Genomic DNA, 24,434 nt, shown 5'->3' on the forward strand with positions numbered 1-24,434 from the left:
AATTGTGTCAAAAATAATAGGTATAGATTTTGGTACTACTAATTCATTAGCTAGTTTTATTAATTCAACGGGAAATACAGAAATTATAAAAGATCACAATGGAGAATTTCTTACTCCGTCAGTAGTTGCTAAGTTTAATAGTAAATTGATTATAGGAAAAGAAGCAAAGGAAAATATAGCGGCATTTGTAAATGGTTATGGAATTAAAGAGATTAAGCGTAGAATTGGAAGTGGTAAGAAGGTATATTTTGGTGGACAATATATGGAGCCTTGTGAGATAGCTGCACTAATTTTAGCTAAAGTAAAAGGTAATGCTGAAATGTATTTTGGAGAGAAAGTAGAATTTGCGGTAATTACTGTTCCTGCAGAATTTAGCGATGTTCAGAGGAAGGAAATCAATAGGGCAGCCGAGATGGCAGGATTGAGAGTTAAAAAAATAATTAATGAACCAACTGCAGCGCTATTAACCTATTCAAGGTATAATTCAACTAATAAGAAAGTTATATGTTATGACTTTGGGGGAGGTACTTTCGATGTTTCAGTAGCAAATATATCCGATTTAGGAGTAGAGGTTATTGCTGTTGGTGGTGATAGAGAGCTGGGTGGAAAAGATATAGATAAAATTGTTTTTGATTATTTTGCAGCCGATTTAAAAAATAAAAAGGGTATAACATTGAATAAAGAAGGTGAATATCAATTATTGCTAGAAGTAGAAAAAGTGAAAATAACTTTGTCTGATTCAACTTCAACTGCAGTTAGTATTCATTCTTTAGGTACTATAAAAGGAAAAGTCCCATATTTTAAAGAAATTAATAGAAGTACTTTTGAATCGCTAATAACACCTATTATTGATAGAACTATAATTAGTTTGAAAAATACACTTGATGATAAAAACATATCAATAGCTGAAATAAATGAAGTAGTCCTTGTTGGTGGAAGCAGCATGATACCATTAGTTAAAAATAAGCTTCAAAAATTATTCAGTAATAAGATTAAGGAAAGTAAAAACATAGACAGCTGTGTAGCTATGGGGGCGGCCATAGAAGCAGCTAATCAAATGGGTATAACATTGAAAAAAAAGTCTAGTATACTAAGAGATGTATCACCATTTAATTTGGGATTAAAAGTAACTAGAGATGGAAGCTCGGATGTCTTTGATCCAATAGTTTTTAAAAATGCACCTTTTGGAGAAGAATTTTCAGAAAAGTATAATACAGCACTTAATAATCAGAAGACAATGGTACTTAAAATTTATCAAGGAAATAGTCAATGGGCATCAGAAAATGAACATATTACAGACTTTGAGATTATAGGTATACCACAAAGACCTGCAGGTAGTGAGTGGGTTAAAATATCGTTTAAATATGATGAGAATGGCATAATTAATATTAAAGCTAGAGTGTTATCCACAGGTGCCGAAACAGTTCATTCTTATAAATATGGTTATAGCTTAAAGGGAAATGAAGATACAAGCGTTGTTGATAAATTTATGATTTCCTCTGATACAAAAATTTCTGTAAATAAGATTAAAGAACAATTGAAAAATGAAGGACTTTCAAGTATTGCTGGAGTAGTAGAGGATTGTTTAAAGTATGAACAAAAAGATTTGTTGATGCATGAAATAGATAGAATTAAAGGATATTATGATTAGGAGATTAGCATGAATTATATATTTTTAACAGATAAGGTATGCGATGAACTAAAAAATAGATATTCAGTTTATAAAAAAGAAAGTAATTCTAATGCCGAGTTTAATAGCTATATAAATGAAATTTTTAATCCTTCAAATAGAGGTATAATTTATAACAAAATTCATGAAAAACCTTTAAAGATAAAAATATGGTCTAGTACAATTTCTTTAACGCTAGAAGAATGGCCGGAAAGAAATGGACTAAAAGCTATAGACTTTAAAAACATAGATATTGAAAAATTTAACTTAATGTTGAAATTTTGTAATGTATTAGAGGGGGAGTGGGACTTTGCTCTCTTATACTCACAGGTAGAATCTGGTGCTGATTTGGAATATTTAAAAGAGGAATCATCATTTAACGTTGAAAAGAATAAATTTGATAAATTTAGTGAGTATTGGAAAAGTTATGATTTAGTTACTGAAAAACGTGAAGAAAAAGCCAGGGAAGAAAAGGAAAAATCTAAGACTAAATTTTCAAAGTTAGCTGTAAATTTTGATAATAATACTGTTATATTTAAGCTGCAATATAATGATTATAAATTTAAAGAAGGGCAGAGAATCACAATGTCATCTTTAAATAATAGTGGTGTTGACAGTAAACATATCACTATAGGTGATGTAATTAACTATGATATATCTTTGGATCAATTAGTAGTAGTATGCTTAGAATTAGATATTCTGTTGCAACTTGCAGAAAATAAGAAGAATACAAGTGGTTATATATCAATAGATGATATTGGTACCATGTCTATGCTTAAAAGACAAAAAACAGCATTGAAAAAATTATTTGATAGAGAAACTGCTAATATAGGACTAAAAGACTTTATACCTAATATTTATGAGGCCGATATTAATAAAAAGCAAGTTATTAGTGACAATGAATTTAGTGAATATTATGAAGAGATGAATAAATCGCAGCAAGAAGCTGTTAAAAGATCTTTAGAATGTAAAGATATTTACCTGATTCAGGGGCCTCCCGGTACTGGAAAAACAACGGTTATTTGTGAGATAATTAGATATTTGAGTAAGAAGGGAAAGGATATATTAGTTTCATCACAAAATCATTTGGCTGTTGATAATGTTCTCCAACAAATTGGGGATGAGGAATATATTAGAGCTATTAGACTAGGAAAAGAGGATAAAATAGAATTAGGATGCGAAAAATTCTCTTTAACCAATAGAGTTAAGGATATTCAGCAGAGAATAACACAAAGACTTTTAAATTGCGAACAAGAATATAATGAGATTAATATAAAGCTTGAAAATGATGAAAATATTTATAATTGCTATAAAGAATTACAAAATGATATTAAAGTAGTTTTAAGTCTTGTAAATAGTTATAAAGAGCACAATTTTATTAAGGCAGAGTTTCATGATAAAAAACTAAAATATGAAGATAAAGAAGACTTAGCTAAAAACCAATTAAATGAAATAGAAGAAAAATTTCAGAAAAATAAACAGGAATTAAAGTTCTTAATTAATATAGTTGATAAAAATAATTTTAATAGAGAAAGCATACAGAAACTTAGTAATTTAATTGTCAGTTGTGATATTGATGAAAATAGTGTACAAATCACACACATATATACAAATGTATTAGAGGCATTACAGAAGGTTATAAGAACTGCAAAAGAAAATGAAATTAAAATTAAAGATTATATTACTAATTTAAATGAACTGGAACTTATTTTTAAAGAGCATAAAGATAGAATTTTATCACTAGGAGCACAGTTTGAAACAGCGTCAGATAGTGTTAAAGAAGCAATATTAGATAAAATAAATGAAGAGAAAGAGAATCTAAAGAATTTTAAATATAAATATAGAAGCAAAGATTATGATTTAAAACTATTAATTTCTAAGAGAAATCATATTGAAGATGAAATCAATCATTGGAAAGAACAAGCAGATACTTATAAACTAATGGTAGAAGATATAATTTCCAAAACAAGTAATGAATATATATCTAAGAAAGATTTTATTGAATTAGTTGAATTGAGAACGGAATTATTAGAAAAGCTAGATAATAGAATTGATTTATTGAAAATGATACAGTATATTCCTGAGTATGATAAAATGAGTAAACTAGAAAATGAGCTATCTGATATTCAACTTAATTTAAAGTCAATAGAAGAAAATTTAGGTATAGAAAGTAAAGTGTTGTCTGCAATAGATAGCAAAATTGAAACTTATAAAAAACAAGAGAATATAGATTTTATATTAAAATATAATAATATTTCTATTTATGATTTGGATAAAGATTTTGTACATAATATGAAAGCTTTTGTTGAAGAATATGATAATTTAAGTCATAAGCTTAAGTTATTTAATTCTACAAAAGAATTAAGAAAAAATTGGAGCAATGAACTTAAGACATATCAGCCAAGTTTTGAAGATATGTATATAGGAGTTTCAAATGTAGTGTGTTCTACATGTAGTGGAATTGCAGCAGCAAACAATAATTATTTCCTTGAAAAAGAATTTGATTATGTAATTATTGATGAGGCGGCAAAGTGCTTTAGTTCAGAACTGATTATTCCCATGGTAAAAGGTAAAAAGATAATTTTAGTAGGAGATCATAAGCAAATAAGTCCTATAATTGAAAAAGAAATTCTAGAAGAAATGGAAGCCGAGAAAGAGTTTACTAAAGAGGAATTAAATGCATATTTAAAATCATCGCTTTTTGGAATAATGTTTAAAGATGCTCCAAAAGAGTTAAAAACAGTTTTAAACACACAATATAGAATGAATGCGGATATATCAAGATTTGTATCTAAAAGGTTTTATGATTCAAACTTGGTAGATGGTAAAAATATTATTAATAAAATACACGGGATAAATGAATTAATAAATGGAATGTATTGGGTAGATACTGGTTCTAATGAAAATTCTACTGAAATAAAATGTGGAAATTCATACTATAATGAAAAAGAAATTCAAATAACAATCACTTTATTAAAATGGCTAGATAATAAACTAACATCAAGGAAAAATGTTGGAATAATAAGTCCCTATAGAGTTCATACTAGCAACCTTAGAGATCAATTAGTGAATCATGATTTTTTAAATATGGATATTGAAATTAATACTATTGACGCATTTCAAGGTAGGGAAAAGCAAATTATAATAATGAACTGTGTAAGAAATAACTTAGCAGGAAACTTTGGACATACATCTGGTAGTGCAAGGATGAATGTTGCTATTTCAAGAGCACAGGAACTTTTATTCATTATAGGAAATGAAGATTTTATAGAAAGTAATAAAGGTAGGGCAAATTCATTATATGACTTATTGGAGTACTTAAAGAAATCTAATAATATTTTAAATTTGGATTTCTTTCAATGCTAATTTATTTATAAAGGGGATTTTGTATGAATGAAGTTGATATTTTAAGCATACATGAAAAATTTTCAAATATATATGATGGATATAAACTATTAGGATCATATAAGCTGTATATACCAAACTATAAAATTGATTTTATAGTGGAGCATTTACAGGATACAAGACTAAATATAATTGAGGAGCATATTTGTAAATGTATATCAATAGGAATAAATTATTTTAATGACATAGGGACTGTTTTATCTATTGATGACGATTTACTAAAGTTTACTTTATATAATTTAAAAGAATTAGAGTATATAATTGAAGATGATAGACATTATTCTTTTACTGAGGAATCAGAAGTTTTGTTTAAGGAAATGATAAAGAGGCAGCCTGTAAAGGAAAGAGTTGAATTATATTTTGATACATTAAGAGGAAATTTTGTAATTAATACTATACCTGATCATGAAGAAGATATATACGTATCATTTGAAAAAATACATAGAGATGAAGATGGTATAGTATTGTCACCAAGAAAAATGCCATTTAACAATTTAGAAAAATATGAAGATGAAGTAATTCAAATAATAAAATTAGCAAATACAAATATAAATAGGATAAAAAATATAGAATTGGATGATGAGAAGAAGAAAATCTATTACCATCTAATATTATTATTAGTATATAAATGTGATAATAAATATAAAATTGTGGCTTATGATCCATGTAGCATAAATCAAATTGATAATTCAATAACTGGTATTATTCAAAAATTATATGATAATGGGCAACTTCTAGAAATAGTCAAAGAGCAAAATAACTTAAATGTAATTGATTTTAATACAATTCTTGAAAATTATGAAGAAGAATTTAATTTTGACTCAGATGGAGAAGCGAAAAACATAATAGAGGAAATAAGGGAGATAACAAAAAACACAGATACATTAGAATATATTATGAATTATAAAATTAGAGAAAAGTTTATACATTATTTAAAGAATGCTAAAGAAAGTTTATATATTATTAGTCCATGGATGAATAATTATATAATAAATAGTGAATTTGTAGAAAATCTTGAGAGGCTATTAAAACAAGGAGTAAAAATAAGAATAATATATGGTATAAGTACAAAAGAGGATATAAATGAAGATTACAGAAACTCTAAAACAGATAATATAGCAAAAAAATTAAAAATGATTGGTAAACCATATGGTGATTTATTTAAGATATCACATGGACAAACACATGAAAAATTATTGATTTGTGATAGAAAATACTATATAAATGGCAGCTTTAATTTCTTATCTTATTCTGGACAAGCCACGGGAAAGTTTAGAAATGAAGGTAGTACATACTCAGAAAATAAAAAATTAATAGAACAAACAATTAAATTAAGATTTAATGAGTAAATAATGTAGGATAGTTGGTAAATAAATGATGAATATACTTATAAAACTGAGAAATAAATTTTTAAAAAATATATTTTTTTATTGGATTGAAAAAGATTTTAACAGATGTATTAAAATGATGGAAAATTACAAGTTAAGAAGATATATTCATAGTAACATATATGAAAAGAATAGTGAAAATGAAAATTTGCCAAATATAATAGATTACATGGCTTCCTTTATAATTTCAATGTATTCGGAATATGATAATGTTGCTGAACCATTAACTTCTATTGAGGAAGAATCTGACTTTTTAGCTAAGTCTTTTATTGACGCATATAAAATAGCCATAGAAAAAAAAGAATGTGATTTATTACAGTATCTTGCTATTCCAAAAATAGAGTTCACAGAAAAAGAAAAAATATTTTTTAAAGAAAAAAAGCAAGAAATGTATTCTGATGCTAGAATGCATTCTGAATTAAAGGATAAAGGTTTTGAAGAAGTATTTGATATAATTTTTAATTTAGTCGGTAAATATTATGTTGGTAAACATAAAAAGTTCTGGAGACCAGGGATAAAGCATTATGTTGGAGCCATATGGTATATTATTTATCAATGCATTAAGGATGTAAAAACATTTAGTAAAGAATATCAAATTAATTATGTTGATGATGGTGAGCAGCGCTGTTTATTTAATTTCTTTAATTTATATATTCACAGTATATTATTTAATGGAAAAGTTTTATTACCGTTTGAAACAAGAAAAGTAATTTTTGCTGCATCTGCACTTCATCCAGCACAAGATGATTATATTGACAATAATGAAGTTAATAAAGAAGTACTAGATGATATTTATAAAAAACTATTAGGAAAAGATATTGAATATAAAGTACCTCAAACAAAGGCAATATTTGATTTAGTTGAGATAATTTATAATAAATATAATCCCAAAGATAATCCTACTTTAGTAAAAATATTTACAAAACTGCATGAATGGCAGTGTAAATCAATGTCTCAAAAAAGCAAAGGATTAAGCGAAGAAGAACTGTTAGAAATATCATTTATGAAGGGTGGATATGCATTTGCATTTTATGGATATATAGCTTTAGGTGAAATGGATATGTTTCAATTTAGGCATTTCTTTTCTATGGGAGCTATCTTTCAAATAACGGATGATCTCCATGATATCGAAATAGATATTGCAAATGGTGTGGAGACAGTTTGGACAAAAATAATAAATGAGGGTAGTCTTTTGGATGATGTAATGTATGGAATAATTGGAGTGCAAAGAAAATTTGAAAGTATAACATCTATAATACAAACTTTAAAAAAGCCAGTAGCTTTAAGACGAATGGAGCTATTTGCTGTAAGACTAGATTTGATAAAGTTTTATTTTGCTAATAGTAAATATTTTTCAGATGAATTAATTAATAATATACAGTTTAGATTTAATATTGACGTTAGAACATATATGGATAGATATAAATTAGAAATTGATAAGATCAAAACAATGGACGGGTTGGAAAAAGCACTTATGGATATGAAGAAGAGCTACGTTCATTCTTTTAAGAAGGAATACAATTACTTACAACATGGTAAGTCCCTCTAGGAGATAAAATTATTAAAAGTACAGGAAAAGTAATAATAAGAGGGTCAATTTTTATTGTAAATCAACAAGGAGTAAAATCCCTAGTGTTTTTTGTCAAATATTATTAATGCTGATGGATAGAAATACCATATGAGTAAATGATATAATATTTAGTAATATATTAAATACAAGGAGATGTTACATTGAAGAATTTAAGGAAAGTAAGTTTATTTCTTAGTATCTTATTTATTATTAGTATTTATAATGCTATAGGTTTTAATGCTTATGCGTCTACCTTACCTTCTAAGAAAATTATGTCAAATCCCGTTAAAGTAGCATCAGAGAAACTAAATAAAAATACAGATACAATACTGGTAGGAAAAACAGATAAACTAACTGCAATAATAAATCCAGGTAATGCCACAAACAAATCAGTAAAATGGACAACTTCAAATTCAAAGATAGCATCAGTAGATAATAATGGAGTAGTAAAAGCCTTGAGTGTTGGAACTGTGAAAATCACAGCAACTACAGTGGATGGTAAAAAGGCAGCAAGCTGTACTGTAAAAGTAAATCCTATTGTTAAAGTAGCATCAGTTAAATTAAATAAGAGCACAGATACAATACTGGTAGGAAAAACAGATAAGCTAGTTGCATCAATAAATCCAGGCAATGCTACAAACAAATCAGTGAAATGGTCAAGTTCAAATTCAAAGATAGCATCAGTAGATAATAATGGAGTAGTAAAAGCCTTGAGTGTCGGAACTGTGAAGATTACAGCAACTACTTTAGATGGGGTGAAGGTAGCAAGTTGTACTGTAAATGTGGTTAAAAGTAATTATTACATAAATGATAATGATATAAAGAAACTAATATATAATGCAGATAATACATTTCGTTCAATTGGGACATTTGGAGATTATACTAATTATAAGTATAAAGATGGATATGTGGAATTAAAGAAAGGTATGAATACTTATAATAGTTTGTTTAGCTATTATAACAAATACTTTTCTATAAAAAAATCAAATTATTTTATAAATACAAGCCTATTTATGAATACAGACAATGTCTACTATACAATTATAGGTAATCCAGGAGAGCCGCCTTTAATATTACAATCTCAAATAAAGAATAAAACTGTAAATAATAACAAAATGAATGTTACCTTACGTGTCTATATAGAAGGTGATGTTGATAAGGAGTTTTCTTGTTATGAAACTTATACATTAGTTTATGAAAATGGAAGATGGCTGGTAGATGATTCTAATGATATTGAGTGGAAGGACTTTGCCTATAAAAAGAACCATTAAAATAAAGTATTAATATGAGGAGCTATATTTAGAAAGTGATTCTAAAATATAGCTCTTTAAAGATATATTTTCCATAAAAATTGCAGTCATTTATAGTACCCGTTATAGGTTAAATTTAAAATTCCTTTGTCAGTCATATTAGCTAGATTCATAAATAAATAGGTGATATAATACTCACTGCTTTTTATCTCCATTTATTATCGCTTAGCCCATAATCTCTATCTAAATAGAGATTAGATCCGTGAACAATTCCCGTTCCAGTAGCTATGGCTGTTTTCCTGGAACGAATATCTTCAATATTGCCAGTGGAACTATCTGCCACTGCATTGGCAATAAGCTTTATCATATTCTTCTCACTCATATTAGGATTTGCAATAAAATTAGTAGTTATAATTTTCTCAGCAGCTGGAGATATACTTCCATTCTGTGTGACAATATCAAAGGCAAGGGCAAATCCACGTACTGTCTTTAAATTATATTTATCACACATAGACATTGCCTGTTTAATCATGGATACTTCTGCATCTGATTCAATGCTTATAAAATCTTTATTGTTACATAGGTTATTAAACTGTGAATACCAAGGTGCCTTAATTTTATTTGTGGAATCATTAATACTCTTAGCCCACTTGAGCTGATTCTCTGGAGTGTCAAGTATCATATTGTGTATGGAGTTATAGTTTGTACCAAAAATACTTTTCATTTCATTAGTATGTTGTCTATCCATTCTGTTAAGTAAAGGCTGCAGTGTACCTTGGCCTATGCACCATTGAAGATAGCCTAGAGATAAACCTGCACCATCAAAATTTCCCGCAATTTCATTAGAATTTCCAACTTCAAACCTTTTGGTTATATTTCTAGCAATATTAACTACACTATCTGGTGGAGAGGTATAAGATTGTATGTATGCTCCATATACATAAGCAAAGCTGTTGTTGTAGATAATTTTATCCCATACATTTCCTTTAGCATCTGACAGGGTATCTACAATATTAACCTTCTGATAATTATATAGATATCCTAGTATAGTACCATTTAAATTAGGAGCTGATCTTATCTTAAGATCAATCTGAAGTTCAGGATTATATACATAGCCTTTTTTAGTATTAACTGATGGTTTTGGAATGCTTGTACCAATTTGCTTTGATAGTAAGGTCATGTCATATAAATCAATTAATCCATCCTTATTCAGGTCATATTTTGTATTATAAGTACTATCTGACTTCTTTATATTATACTTAGATGAAACCGCGGCCAAGTCTTTAATATCAATTATATAATCATTATTAACATCCAGGCTTGCAGTTGGCACTGTTGCTGCATATACCTTTGAATTAAAATTAATGTTAATACATAGAGTCGTAAGTAATGAGAGAACTATAATAATTTTAATTTTCTTCATTAATTTCCTCCTTTGTTTATTAAATTTTAAAGTATTTTACAGTATGTATATAATTATAACAAATTACTAAATTAAATTCAGGTGAAATACTAGATTTTTATCTGTTATTTGGAAAAAATATATTTATTTATATTTTTATTTTGCATATAGATGAATTTATTGTAAATTCTTTATGGATTTTATATAATTATAATGTAGGAAAAAATGGATAAATAAACTAGTTGTGTAGATTTAGGGGGAAACTAATGAATAAGAGTTTTAAGAAAATTAATTTGTTTTTAGTGATATTATTTTTATTTATGTCATGGATACTGTATCCTGTTAATAAGGTAAGTGCAGTAGAAAATACGGTAATATTTCAGGGAGTAGAATCTGTTGCAAATATAAGCAGTAATGTTCTTTCCAGTAATCCTTATAAAGTATTAGCTGAGATCAAAAGTGGAGAAAGTTATGTATTTATAAATAACGATACATCTTCAAGAACAATATATGAATCAAATAGTGGCTTATTTGATTATGCTATTTATAACAAAAATGGTTCTCAAAATACTTTAAATATACAGAATAAAACTAGTAAGTTATCAGTTAGTGTCCCAGCAGGAGGTTCTATTGTAATAACAGTTAATGATGTATTTGATAGCAGTGGATTTTTGGAAATTCAGGAAGATGGAGATTATTTTACATCAAAAGTCAGCAGTGTACCCGCCTTTTATAAGACTTATATAAATCAGGGAGAAAGCTATGAGTTTGATAACAACGATACAATGGATCACACCATATTAAATAATTCCATGTGGAAATATAATGTATCCGGCACAATAGAGTATGTAATATATAATAAAAATGGATTAAAGGTTGAGCAGCAGATCCAGGCCAGCAAGGATGTATTCACAATACCGGCAGAAGGAAAGTTAATAGTAACAGTGTCTAGTTTGAAATCTGGAGTAAATGCACTGGAGTTTGATGTAGCAGGAATGCAGGACAAACTAATAACGAGAAAAACCAGCAGTGTACCGGCTTTTTATAAAACTTATATGAAGCAGGGTGATAGTTATGAATTCGACAATAATGATATAAAGGATCACACTATAGTAAGCAACTCCCTGTGGAGATACAGTGTATCGGGTACAATAGAATATGTACTATATGACAAAAATGGAGTGAAGGTTGACCAACAGATCCAGGCCAGTAAGGATGTGTTGACCATACCAGCAGGAGATAAGTTAATAGTAACAGTGTCTAGTTTGAAATCTGGAGTAGATGCACTGGAGCTTGATGTGGCAGGAATGGAGGACAAACTAATAACGAGAAAAACCAGCAGTGTACCGGCTTTTTATAAAACTTATATGAAGCAGGGTGATAGTTATGAATTCGACAATAATGATATAAAGGATCACACTATAGTAAGCAACTCCCTGTGGAGATACAGTGTATCCGGTACAATAGAGTACGTACTATATGATAAAAATGGAGTAAAGATTGACCAACAGATCCAGGCCAGTAAGGATGTATTGACCATACCAGCAGGAAATAAGTTAATAGTAACAGTATCTAGTTTAAAATCTGGAGTAGATACACTGGAGTTTGATGTAGCAGGAATGGAAGATAAATTAATAACGAGAAAAGCCAGCAGCGTACCAGCCTTCTATAAAACTTATATGCAGCAGGGAGATAGCTATGAATTCTATAATAATGATACAAAGGATCACACTATAATAAGTAACTCCCTGTGGAGGTACAGTGTATCGGGTACAATAGAATATGTATTATATGATAAAAATGGAGTGAAGGTTGACCAGCAGATTCAGGCTAGTAAGGATGTATTGACCATACCAGCAGGGGGAAAATTAATAGTAACAGTGCCAAGTTTGAAGGCAGGAGTAAATACACTGGAGTTTGATGTAGCGGGAATGGAGGACAAACTAGTAACAAGAAAGGTCAGCAGTGTACCAGCCTTCTATAAAACTTATATGCAGCAGGGAGATAGTTATGAATTCCATAATAATGACACAAAGGATCACACTATAATAAGTAACTCCCTGTGGAGATACAGTATGTTGGGTACAATAGAGTACGTACTATATGATAAAAATGGAGTGAAGGTTGACCAACAGATCCAGACCAGTAAGGATGTATTAACCATACCTGCAGGGGGGAAATTAATAGTAACAGTGCCAAGTTTGAAGGCAGGGGTATATTCAATAGAATTTGATGTAGCAGGAATGGAAGATAAACTAATAACAAGAAAAGAGAGCAGCACACCAGCTTTTAGTAGGGTTAGTTTAGGCTTAGGAGAGAATTATGAATTTATTAATAACACTTCAAGCCTACAATATCTATTAACTACATCAAATTACAACTATAGCTATAAAGGTAATATTGATTACATAGTGTATAATGCTGATGGTTCTAAATATAGTTCAGCAACTAATGTATACGTAAATAGTATTGCCATTCCAGCTGGTGGTAAAATAGATGTTCTAGTAAAAAAACTGGTATATGGTGTTTATTCACTAGATTTTGCAGGGATATACAACTATTTTGAATTTATTGGGGATTTATATGCTACTTCTTCTAATATAAATGATATTAATAATTATACTGTGAGTAATGCAGATATAAATATAACCTTCTCTAAAAACATAGAACAAAGTACTAATTTTGATAAGATAATGATTAGTGATACAAAGGGCAGTACAGTAAAAATCTCCAAAACTATGAATGGTAATATATTAACAATTAAACACGACCAGCTTAAGCTGGGAACTCAGTATAAATTGACTATACCAATGGGAGCAGTGAAATCCTCAAACAATTATAATTTACCAAAGGATTATAACTTGATATTTAAAACCGGGTCGGTTTCTCAAGATGTAAATGGTGATGGTAAAATAGATATACTTGATATTGCAAAAATTGCTCATAGTTATAATTTAAATAGCAAAAGTACAGGATGGGATAAAACATTGGATATAAATGGTGATGGAGTAGTAGATTTATATGACTTAGTGTTAATTTCAAAATATTTAAACTAAACAATAGCAAAAGAAATATTTCTAGCTTTTAAATAATTAATTTACATAGCAAATAGGATAGCTTTTAAGTTTCTTTTTATTGATATTCCACATAAGACTTATTGAAAGGGTGATGAGTAATGAAGTTAAAAAAGATAACAATAACTTCCATGTTTTTATTGTTCATATTAAGTATAATTTTACCATTTAATCATACAGTAAAAGCTGCTGTAGGCTCACAAGTTTCATATTCATTTAGCAGCAGTAACATTCAAGGAGGGCAATCCTTTGATATTACTGTAAATGCATCCAATGTATCCAATTTATATGGTGCTTCTTTAGATTTTAATTATAATCCAGCTTTAATACAGATTAAAGGAATTGATAAGGGAAATACTTTCAAGAATTCCGGGAAAGCTGTAAATATATATACACCTATTAATGATACTAAAAAAGGATTAATAAGTTTTGTAGAGGTTTTGCAGGGGAATGTTTCTGGAATATCTGCTGCAGGGACCAACAGCTTATTTATTATTCATGCTAAAGCTTTGAAGGCAGGAAAAATACCTTTAAAAACTATATCTGATAATGTTAAATTTGGTATGTCTGCTTCTGGTAATAATATTTGCATTAAATTAGCCAATAGCAGTGCAGCAAGTATTTATTATAGTGTTGTTAATAACAGCATAAACATAAATGATACTAGCTTAGCATTAAGTGAAGTAAACAACAGAAGTACAACAGTACAGGGAAAGACTATAGCAAATGGAACCGTTACTGTGAAAATTGGCAGTAGGACTTATACAGGTAAAGCTAATAGTTCTGGAGCTTTCAGTATCAAGATACCAGTGCAGGCAGCGGGAGCAAAGATATATGTAAATGTGAAAAACGGGTATGGCTATACCAGCAGTGATAGGGCCGTAACAGTTTTAGATAGGATAGCACCAGGAATGCCAGCAGTAAATTTAATAACTACAAGTTCAACCACTATTACAGGAAGAACAGAGGGATATGCAGCAGCAATAGCTTATGTTGGAAGTAAACAGATTGGAAGTGCCAGAGCAGATAAGAATGGCTATTATACTATAAAGATACCAGCACAGAAGGTATTGACAAAAGTAAATGTGGTAGCAGCAGATGGTGCCAACAATAGAAGTGCAGCAAGAGTAAATACAGTGGCACTAATACCTGGACAACCATCAGTAAACGAAGTAAACAATAAGAGTGCAACAGTTAGTGGGAAAACCATAGCAAATGGAATAGTTACTGTGAAGATTGAAAGTAAAATTTATACAGGTAAAGCGAATAGTGCAGGAGTTTTCAGTATAAAGATACCGGTACAGGCAGCAGGAACAAAGGTATATATAAATGTTAAGAACAGCTATGGCTATACCAGCAGTGATAGGGCCGTAACAGTTTTAGATAGGATAGCACCGGGAGTACCGGCAGTAAACTTAATAACTACAAGTTCAACCACTATTACAGGAAGAACAGAGGGATATGCAGCAGCAATAGCCTATGTTGGAAGTAAACAGATTGGAGGTGCCAGAGCGGATAAGAATGGCTATTATACTATAAAGATACCAGCACAGAAGGTACTGACAAAAGTAAATGTGGTAGCAGCAGATGGTGCTAACAATAGAAGTACGGCAAGAGTAAATACAGTGGCATTAATACCTGGACAGCCTTTAGTTAATGAAGTAAACAATAAGAGTACAACAGTTAGTGGAAAGACCGTAGGTAGTGGAACTGTTACTGTGAAGATTGGAAGTAAAATTTATATAGGTAAAGCTAATAGTGCAGGAGTCTTTAGTATAAAGATACCAGTGCAGGCAGTTGGAACAAAGGTATATGTAAATGTTAAGAACAGCTATGGTTATACTAGCAGTACAAAGACTATAACAGTGGTAGACAGAATAGCACCAGCAGTACCAACAGTTAATACAATAAACACTAAATCAAAAACTATTACGGGTAAAACGGAAGGAAATGCAACAGTAATAGCTTATGTAGGAAGCAAACAGATTGGAACGACTAAAGCGGATAGGAATGGTAACTATAATATTAAGATAGCAGCACAAAAAGTAGCAACCAAGATAAGTGTGGTGGCTGTAGATGGATCTAACAATAGAAGTGCTGTTAGAATCAATACAGTGCTAAAGTAGAAAATTTAATGAATGTATTTATTGTAAATAAACATTTTAATAATAGATAATAGCTATGAAGCGATAGTATTTTCAAATAAAACAAAAGAGAAAAGAATAGGTTAAGGAGGAAAAGTTTTGAAAAAGATTTTTAGTGCAATTCTTGTATTCTTTTTATGGATTGGAAATACAGTTGCATTTGCAGATACTAATCCTAATGTGAGTATTGATATAAAGGGAAACATAGAAGTTGGACAAAGTATACAAATTTTAATTAATGTATCCAATATAAAAAACCTATATGCTGGAGCGGCAAAGTTTAAATATGATAAGAATATTCTAAAGGTAACAGGATTTGAAAAAGGGGATTTAGTAAGTAAAAGTGAAATAAATGTTTTTGATGCTGGAAATAGTATTGATAATGACAATGGGGTTGCTGAATTTGGTGGCTTTTCCTGTTTAGGACAATTACCAGGTTTTTCTGGTTCAGGAACTTTTCTAATAATTGATGCGCAGGTTTTAAAAAAAGATAGTTTTCATATAAACAGTGTACCATTATTATCTGATCCAAATGATGACAATAATTTAAAGATTCAGCTCATTGATAACAATATAAAAGATATAAATTACAATTTTACAGGATATGATTTTAAACTAAACTCTGATGGCAGTATCACAGCTTCTAAGTCTGGAAGTGGTAATAATGGGGATCACTCAAAGGCTACAGCTACAGGCTCAGCAGGTGTAGATGCGAAAAACAATAATGAAAGTATAAATACTTTAAATAAAGATAATAGTGAGAATAAAGTCGATGATACAGATAATGCTGCAAGTGGAAAGGACAATCAAAATTCAAGTAGCAGCACTGCCAACAGTGCATACAGCGAATCAGAGGATAATGCAAGTAATAATGTTTCTAATGATGCTGCTAGAGGTAACAGCAGTAGTAATATTGGCAATAAAAATGACTCATCTAAGGAAAGCAGCGGCAATAATGAGAATGGTATTTCACAAAATAGTAGTAAAGCCAAAAACAGTGCTAGTTCAAATAGAGTTATTGAAGCTGGTAGGAAAAATAATATTTACATAGTTGCAGGAATTTCTGCGGCAGTGATTTTGATTCTATGTTTTATGGTATTTAAATTTATATTGAAGAAAAAGATATACAGATGACAAGGAGTAAAGGCTATGAAAAATAAATTAAATAGATTTACAAGTTTTACTGTATTTTTAGTGCTTATTTTTAATATACTTACTATTTCTGTATTTGGTAATGAAAATAATAATGTATTACCAAGCAGCTATGATTTAAGAAAGACTGGACAAGTAACTAGTGTTAAAAATCAATTACAAGTTGATGATTGCTGGGCATTTTCGGCAATGGGTTCAGTTGAATCAAATCTGCTTAGAATAGAAAAGAAAAATTATGATTTTTCTGAAATAAATATGCTACTTAACAATGGTACTACTAATAATATAAATGCAGGTGGAAACAATAGGATAGCTGCAGGATATTTTGCAAGCTGGAAGGGCCCTGTATATGAAGCTGATGATCCAAACCCTGCAAGTGCTAATAGTGTACAAGCTAAAAAAGGTTTGACAGCAGCAAAGCATATACAAGAGGTATTATTTATACCAGATAGAACGGGAGCTTTAGATAATAATGAATTAAAAAAAGCAGTTATGAAGTATGGTGCTGTATCTTCTTCACTTTATATGGATGAGAATACTTACCTTAATTCAGCAGGAAATGCCTATTATGATTACAGAAGCAGCTATAATAATCATGCTATAGACATAGTTGGTTGGAATGATAATTATTCTAAGAATAATTTCAAAGTTTCACCTGCTGGAAATGGAGCTTTTATTTGTAAGAATAGCTGGGGAACAAAATTCGGAGATAGTGGATACTTTTACGTTTCCTATTATGATGTATCTATAGGTTATGATAATGCAGTTTTTTCAGGAATAGAACCATCTAATAATTACAGTAAAAATTATCAATATGATTCTCAATATAATGGAAATGTTTATTATCCTGAAGGGTATGACAATTGGTTTTCAAATGTATTTACTGCTAATGGAGATTCTTCAAAAAATGAAGTGATATCAGCTGTTAGTTTTTATACAAATAAGAAAAATGCTAAATATGTAGTTTATGCAGAGAACAATTATGCATCTAATAGGCTTACAAAAATAGCTTCTAAACCAGTAGCATCAGGAACAATTGAAATGCCAGGATATCATACAGTTAAATTATTTAATCCAGTTTATTTAAATACAGGAGGACAATTTGCAGTTGCAGTTAAAGTTTCAGGTGCGTCAATACCTATAGACAGTGCAACAGCATCTAGTAATTCTTATGTAAGTTATGATGGTGTTAGCTGGGAAACTTATGGGAAAACTGTGGATTTAAAGGCTTTCACAACATTGAACTCTAAAATCCAATCTGATGTTAATGGTGATGGTAAAATAGATATAAAGGATATAGCAGCAGTAGCACAAAAATATAATATTACTTCGAAAGATTCTTCAAAGTGGAATGTGAATTATGATGTTAATAAGGATGAGACAATAGACATATATGATTTAGTATATATATCTAAAAGAATTAACTAATTGAAAGCAAGAGTAAATAAAGTTAATAAATACACAAATTGTAACTAAATCAAAAATTACCATGGGAAATAGTTCTTGTGGTAATTTTTTTTATTGTATTTCAAGCAAGATAGTGTGGGCAATTTTGTTTGAAATTATTTTACACAATTTGTATTATAATTTAAAATTAACACTATTAATCAAATATAATGTTATATACTATGGTTAATTTAATAAATTTTAGCAAATATTTTGTAAACTATTGTTAATATATGAACATAATAGTATAATTTTATCTATATTATATTAAAAAATGGAGGGGTAATATGTCGAAAATAAGTAAGAAAAGGTATGGTTTGTTTATTATTGCCACAGTACTAATATTAAATTTATTTATTTTTAAATCAGAACATGTTAAAGCAAGTACAATTACAAGTTTGAAGTTTGGTAGTACGGTATCTGGTAGTATTACAGATACTAATGATGAGCAGATTTATTCAATTAATGTGCCAAAGTCGGGAAAAGTGGAATTGAACCTTAAGTCATATATACAGGGTGGAGTATATTTAACTGTAGAAAATGCAAAGGGAGGTGTAATATGGGGAAATGCATATTGGTCTGTAGGTGATGGAGATGAGGATAATCCAAAGGATTTAGATGATGATTTATACTTGGACTCAGGAACATATTACATTCATATTAAGAAAAGTGGTAATATAGGAAAGTACAATTTGAAATTAAATTACACTTCAACAGGAAATAATGAAAAAGAACCTAATAATGGAAGAGAAACAGCACAGCAAATTAGCTTAAATAGTCAAGTAAATGGTCTTATAAGTGAGACTGATAGTGATGATTATTACAAATTTAATGTGTCAAAGTCAGGAAAAGTGGAGTTGGATCTTAAATCATATATACAAGGTGGAGTATATTTAACTGTAGAAAATGCAAAGGGAGATCCGGTATGGGGAAATGCATATTGGTCTGTAGGTGATGGTAATGAGGACAACCCAAAAGATGTAGATAATGATTTATACTTGGACTCAGGAACGTATTATATTCATGTTAAGAAAGGTAGTAATACAGGAAAGTATAATTTAAAATTAAATTATACTTCAACAGGAAATAATGAAAAAGAACCTAATAATGGAAGAGAAACAGCACAGCAAATTAGCTTAAATAGTCAAGTAAATGGTCTTATAAGTGAGACTGATAGTGATGATTATTACAAATTTAATGTGTCAAAGTCAGGAAAAGTGGAGTTGGATCTTAAATCATATATACAAGGTGGAGTATATTTAACTGTAGAAAATGCAAAGGGAGATCCGGTATGGGGAAATGCATATTGGTCTGTAGGTGATGGTAATGAGGACAACCCCAAATATGAAGATAAGGAATTATACTTGGATTCAGGAACATATTATGTTCATGTTAAGAAAGCAGGGAGTACAGGAAAGTATAATTTAAAGGTGAATTACTCATCAACAGGAAGTAATGAAATAGAGCCTAATGATGGTAAAGAAAAGGCACAGCAAATTAGCTTAAATAGTCAAATAAATGGTCTTATAAGTGAAACAGATGAAGATGATTATTATAAAATTAATGTACCAAAACCAGAAAAGGTTACATTAAATCTTGAAACATATATGGAATTTGGATTATATTTAACTGTAAAAGATTTAGAAGGACATGACTTCTGGAACTCATATTCCTCTATAGTTCATGAAGATGGAGATGGATTAGGAGATCAACCTGGAGATGTTTACCTTAATTCGGGAATATATTATATTCACATTAATAAAAATTTAAATACAGGAAAATACATTCTCAATGTAAAATGTCCAGACTTAGTACCAGCGCAACCTGTAGTAAATGAAGTAAACAACAAAAGCACAGTAGTCAGTGGAAAAACCATAGCAAATGGAACAGTTACTGTGAAAATTGGAAGTAAGACTTATACGGGTAAAGCTAATAGTACTGGAGCGTTCAATGTAAAGATACCAGTACAATCAGCAGGAGCAAAGGTATATGTAAGCGTAAAAAATGGATACGGATATAGCAGCAGTACCAAAACTGTAACAGTGTTAGACAGAATAGCACCATCAGTGCCAATAGTGAATACAATAACTACGACTTCAACAACTATAACAGGGAAGACAGAAGGAAATGCTACAGTAATAGCTTATGTGGGAAGCAGACAGATAGGAGTGGCAAAGGCAGATAAGAACGGTAATTACAGTATAAAAATAGCAGCACAGAAGGTGTTGACAAAAGTAAATGTAGTAGCAGTAGATGCTTCCAACAATAGAAGTGCTGGAAGAGTAAATACAGTAGCATTAATACCAGGACAACCTACAGTAAACGAAGTAAACAATAAGAGTATAGCAGTCAGCGGAAAGACAATAGGAAATGGAACAGTAACTGTGAAGATTGGAAACAAGACTTATACTGGAAAGAGCAATAGTGCAGGAACTTTCAGTATAAAGATACCGGTGCAGGCTGCAGGAGCAAAGGTATATGTAAGCGTAAAAAATGGATACGGTTATAGCAGTAGTACTAAGACTGTAACAGTTCTAGATAGAATAGCACCATCAGCACCAGTTGTAAGTAAAATAGCAGCATCATCAAAGACAATAGCAGGAAAAGCAGAAGTAAATGCTGCAGTAATAGCTTATGTAGGAAGCAAGCAGATAGGAGTGGCAAAGGCAGATAAGAATGGTAATTATACTATAAAGATAGCTTCACAGAAATTAGGAACTAAGATAAATGTTGTAGCTGTAGATGGATCTAATAATAGAAGTGCAGCAAGAGTAAGTATAGTACAAAAGTAGAATTTTTAAGTAGTAATTAATGTAAATAAGGTTAAAGAACAGAGAGCATATCAATTTGTTTGGTATGCTCTCTGTTCTTTCAAGAAACTAATCCAATTTTGTATTTTTATAATATAAGGATTTAGCACAATTAGTATATTACAATATTTAGAAATTATTTACCTATAAATTACAATATATCATATTAAAATATAATGTAATTTAATAACAAATTATAAAAATTATATACGATATATTAGTAAAGTATTACAAAACTGTTACGATGAAAGTAATAAATGATTTATTATACTTTAATATGTGACATGTTTATATAAAAATATTTACTTAAAATTGACAAAAAGATATTTATATTATTTCTAAACTTAATAGATATGTGTGAATGCGTATTAAAGTGTAATTGTCTATTTATATTGATGATAAAAGGGATAGGAGGAGTAATAAGTGAAAGAAATCAAAAAGAAGCTAAGTGTATTTTCTATTGTATTATTTATGTTTAGTACTTATTTTATTTTAAGTTATAATGGAAATCCTTTTAGTTTTAACAACAAAGTTTATGCAGCAACAGTATCAAAGGTGGTAAAAGTAAACTCTGTGAGCTTGAATAAAGCTAAAAATACTCTTACTGTGGGAGGAAAGGATATATTAGCAGCAACGGTATCACCAAGTAATGCCACAAATAAAGCAGTTACCTGGAGTACATCTAACAGTAAAATAGCAACAGTATCCAATGGAGTAGTAACGGCAGTAGGACAAGGAACAGCAACAATTACAGTAACTACAGTGGATGGAAAGAAAACAGCTAAATACATAGTAACTGTTAATCCATTAGTAAAAGTTACTTCAGTAAAATTAAATAAAACAAAAAGCACTCTTACAATAGGTGGTAAAGACACATTAGTAGCAACAGTGGCACCAAGTAATGCTGCAAATAAAGGCGTTACCTGGAGTACTTCTAATAGTAAAGTAGCAACAGTATCCAATGGAGTAGTAACAGCAGTAGGTAAGGGAACAGCAATTATTACAGTAACTACAGTGGATGGTAAAAAGACAGCAAGTTATAGTGTTGCTGTTAATCCAGTAATACAAGCAGCCCCAGCAGTAAAAGTAACATCAATAGTTTTAAATAAAGCTGCTGATAATTTAACTTTAGGGGAATTGGACAATCTATTTGCCTATGAATTCCTAAGTTCAAGCAATTCACCGTACCAACCTATAACATGGAAAACATCAAATTCTAGAGTAGCAACAGTATCTTCTATGGGACAAGTGATTACAGTAGGACCAGGAACGGCAGTGATTTCTGCAACGGCTGGTGGTAAAACTGCTAAATGCACGGTAACTGTTAGTAATCCAGTTCCAGTAAAATCAATAAGTCTTAATAAAACTGCATTAAATTTGTCCTTAGGATCAATGGATAATCTATATGCAAATATACTACCCTTTGAGGCAAATGGTAGTAGTGTAATATGGAAAACATCAAATTCAAAGGTGGCAACAGTATCTTATAATGGAGTAGTAAAAGCAATAGGGCTAGGTAAAGCTACTATTACAGCAACTACACAAGATGGAAGTAAGTCAGTTAGTTGTAGTATAAATGTTACCCCAACAGTTAAAGTTAGATCTGTAGCATTAAATACAAATACAAGTACTTTAACAGTAGGTGATATTAGCTATTTATATGCAACTATAGCGCCTAGCACAGCTGTAAATAAAAATGTAATATGGACTACATCAAACTCTAAGGTAGCAGTAGTGGATTCAAATGGAAATGTAACAGCAATTGGAGCTGGAACGGCTACTATTACTGCAACTACGGTGGATGGAGGGAAGACATCATCCTGTATTGTAACGGTTAATGTAGCAGTTAAGCTTCCTGCACTTTCATCAATAACTTTAAATAAAACATCAGATACATTAGCAGTAGGGACTACAGACAACTTAAATGCAGTACTAAATCCATATAATACAGCATATCAGGCTATTGGATGGACAACTTCCAATCCAAAGGTAGCCTTAGTAAATTCTAATGGATATATAACTGCGGTAGGAGTTGGTAAGGCAGTAATTACGGCAACTTCTGATGATGGAAGTAAGTCAGCTTCTTGCACAGTAACAGTTACTCCAGCAGTTAAAGTCACATCAGTAGTATTGAGTAAAACTACATCTAATTTAAATGTAGGAGGATACGATTGGTTAAGAGTTATAGTAACACCAAATAATGCAACAAATCAATCAGTAACATGGAGTTCATCTAATCCAAATGTAGCTACGGTATCTTACAATGGATATGTAAATGCAGTAGGAACAGGAACAGCAACTATTACAGCTACCACAGCAGATGGAAGTAAAACAGCAAGCTGTGTTGTAACAGTTAATCCGCCAATTAAAGTTACTAGCGTGCAATTCTGGATACCGCCGACTACTTTAGCAGTGGGAAATACAACTAGTATACACGCAAGTGTATATCCATATAATGCTGCAAATACAAGTTTGATTTGGAGTACTTCTAATTCAAAGGTAGCCACAGTAGACAGTTATGGATATGTAACAGCAGTAAGTGCAGGAACAGTAAACATTACAGCAACTACAGTAGATGGGAACAAAACAGCAACTTGTACAATAACAGTTACTCCACCAGTTAAGGTAACCGGTATAGGTTTATATACAAATTCAACTAGTTTAACAGTAGGAGATACAAGTTATTTGAATTCAATAATATACCCAACTAATGCTACAAACAAAAGTGTAACCTATACAACATCCAATGCAAAAGTAGCAACAGTAGATGCCCAGGGTAATGTGACAGCAATAAGTGCTGGAACAGCAACAATTACGGTAACTACAGTAGATGGAAATAAAACAGCAACATGTACAGTGACAGTTACTCCACCGGTAAAGGTAACAAGTGTAGGATTTTCTACAAACTCAACTACTTTGACTGTAGGAAATAATACATGGCTTGGTTACACAGTGTATCCATATAATGCTGCAAACAAAAGTGTTACATGGACAACTTCTAACACAAAAGTAGCAATAGTAGATTCTAATGGAAATGTAACAGCAGTAAGTGAAGGAACAGCAACTATCACAGTAACTACAGTAGACGGAAGCAAAAAAGCAACATGCACAGTAACAGTTACTC

General features: G+C 30.4%; 12 protein-coding genes. 11 read left to right on the forward strand and 1 reads right to left on the reverse strand.

Annotation, left to right across the window (positions count from 1 at the left end; translation table 11 throughout):
* Positions 1-4 precede the first annotated feature (4 nt).
* From ABF633_RS07040 to ABF633_RS07060, 5 genes are all read left to right on the forward strand, one after another.
* Positions 5-1,651 carry an Hsp70 family protein gene (locus tag ABF633_RS07040; RefSeq protein WP_415522945.1) on the forward strand — a complete coding sequence of 549 codons (1,647 nt, stop codon included), beginning with the start codon at positions 5-7 and terminating at the stop codon, positions 1,649-1,651.
* A gap of 9 nt (positions 1,652-1,660) precedes the next feature.
* Positions 1,661-5,035 (forward strand): AAA domain-containing protein, encoded by a 3,375-nt coding sequence (locus tag ABF633_RS07045; protein ID WP_415522946.1) that lies wholly within the window; start codon positions 1,661-1,663, stop codon positions 5,033-5,035.
* A gap of 23 nt (positions 5,036-5,058) precedes the next feature.
* A complete protein-coding gene (locus tag ABF633_RS07050; protein ID WP_415522947.1) occupies positions 5,059-6,423 on the forward strand; it encodes a phospholipase D-like domain-containing protein in 1,365 nt (454 codons plus the stop codon).
* Positions 6,424-6,448: 25 nt separating this feature from the next.
* Complete coding sequence (locus ABF633_RS07055; RefSeq protein WP_415522948.1) at positions 6,449-8,011, forward strand: class 1 isoprenoid biosynthesis enzyme; 1,563 nt, start codon at positions 6,449-6,451, stop codon at positions 8,009-8,011.
* 182 nt (positions 8,012-8,193) lie between these two features.
* Positions 8,194-9,303, forward strand: coding sequence for an Ig-like domain-containing protein (locus ABF633_RS07060; protein WP_415522949.1), 1,110 nt, complete (start codon positions 8,194-8,196; stop codon positions 9,301-9,303).
* Between the two features lie 184 nt (positions 9,304-9,487).
* On the opposite strand, the gene ABF633_RS07065 is transcribed toward ABF633_RS07060, so the two are convergent.
* Positions 9,488-10,705 carry an SH3 domain-containing protein gene (locus ABF633_RS07065; RefSeq protein WP_415522950.1) on the reverse strand — a complete coding sequence of 406 codons (1,218 nt, stop codon included), beginning with the start codon at positions 10,703-10,705 and terminating at the stop codon, positions 9,488-9,490.
* Between the two features lie 245 nt (positions 10,706-10,950).
* On the opposite strand from ABF633_RS07065, the gene ABF633_RS07070 reads away from it, so the two are divergent.
* From ABF633_RS07070 to ABF633_RS07095, 6 genes are all read left to right on the forward strand, one after another.
* On the forward strand, positions 10,951-13,740 hold the full coding sequence (locus ABF633_RS07070; protein WP_415522951.1) for an Ig-like domain-containing protein: 2,790 nt from the start codon (positions 10,951-10,953) through the stop codon (positions 13,738-13,740).
* 119 nt (positions 13,741-13,859) lie between these two features.
* Positions 13,860-15,884, forward strand: coding sequence for an Ig-like domain-containing protein (locus tag ABF633_RS07075; RefSeq protein WP_415522952.1), 2,025 nt, complete (start codon positions 13,860-13,862; stop codon positions 15,882-15,884).
* A gap of 117 nt (positions 15,885-16,001) precedes the next feature.
* Positions 16,002-17,036: a cohesin domain-containing protein gene (locus tag ABF633_RS07080; RefSeq protein ID WP_415522953.1), complete on the forward strand. Its 1,035-nt coding sequence runs from the start codon at positions 16,002-16,004 to the stop codon at positions 17,034-17,036.
* Between the two features lie 15 nt (positions 17,037-17,051).
* Positions 17,052-18,482: a C1 family peptidase gene (locus ABF633_RS07085; protein ID WP_415522954.1), complete on the forward strand. Its 1,431-nt coding sequence runs from the start codon at positions 17,052-17,054 to the stop codon at positions 18,480-18,482.
* A gap of 305 nt (positions 18,483-18,787) precedes the next feature.
* Complete coding sequence (locus ABF633_RS07090) at positions 18,788-21,292, forward strand: Ig-like domain-containing protein (RefSeq protein WP_415522955.1); 2,505 nt, start codon at positions 18,788-18,790, stop codon at positions 21,290-21,292.
* A 441-nt stretch (positions 21,293-21,733) separates the two neighbouring features.
* Positions 21,734-24,434: Ig-like domain-containing protein (locus ABF633_RS07095; protein ID WP_415522956.1), on the forward strand; the 2,701-nt coding region annotated here is incomplete at its 3' end.

This window comes from Clostridium sp., assembly GCF_047718555.1.
Classification (GTDB): Bacteria; Bacillota; Clostridia; order Clostridiales; family Clostridiaceae; genus Clostridium_I.

Coding starts and splice junctions, on each gene's coding strand:
- ABF633_RS07090 (WP_415522955.1), top strand. CDS start 18,788: ATGTCGAAAATAAGTAAGAAAAGGTATGGTTTGTTTATTATTGCCACA.
- ABF633_RS07075 (WP_415522952.1), top strand. CDS start 13,860: ATGAAGTTAAAAAAGATAACAATAACTTCCATGTTTTTATTGTTCATA.
- ABF633_RS07045 (WP_415522946.1), top strand. CDS start 1,661: ATGAATTATATATTTTTAACAGATAAGGTATGCGATGAACTAAAAAAT.
- ABF633_RS07070 (WP_415522951.1), top strand. CDS start 10,951: ATGAATAAGAGTTTTAAGAAAATTAATTTGTTTTTAGTGATATTATTT.
- ABF633_RS07055 (WP_415522948.1), top strand. CDS start 6,449: ATGATGAATATACTTATAAAACTGAGAAATAAATTTTTAAAAAATATA.
- ABF633_RS07065 (WP_415522950.1), bottom strand. CDS start 10,705: ATGAAGAAAATTAAAATTATTATAGTTCTCTCATTACTTACGACTCTA.
- ABF633_RS07085 (WP_415522954.1), top strand. CDS start 17,052: ATGAAAAATAAATTAAATAGATTTACAAGTTTTACTGTATTTTTAGTG.
- ABF633_RS07050 (WP_415522947.1), top strand. CDS start 5,059: ATGAATGAAGTTGATATTTTAAGCATACATGAAAAATTTTCAAATATA.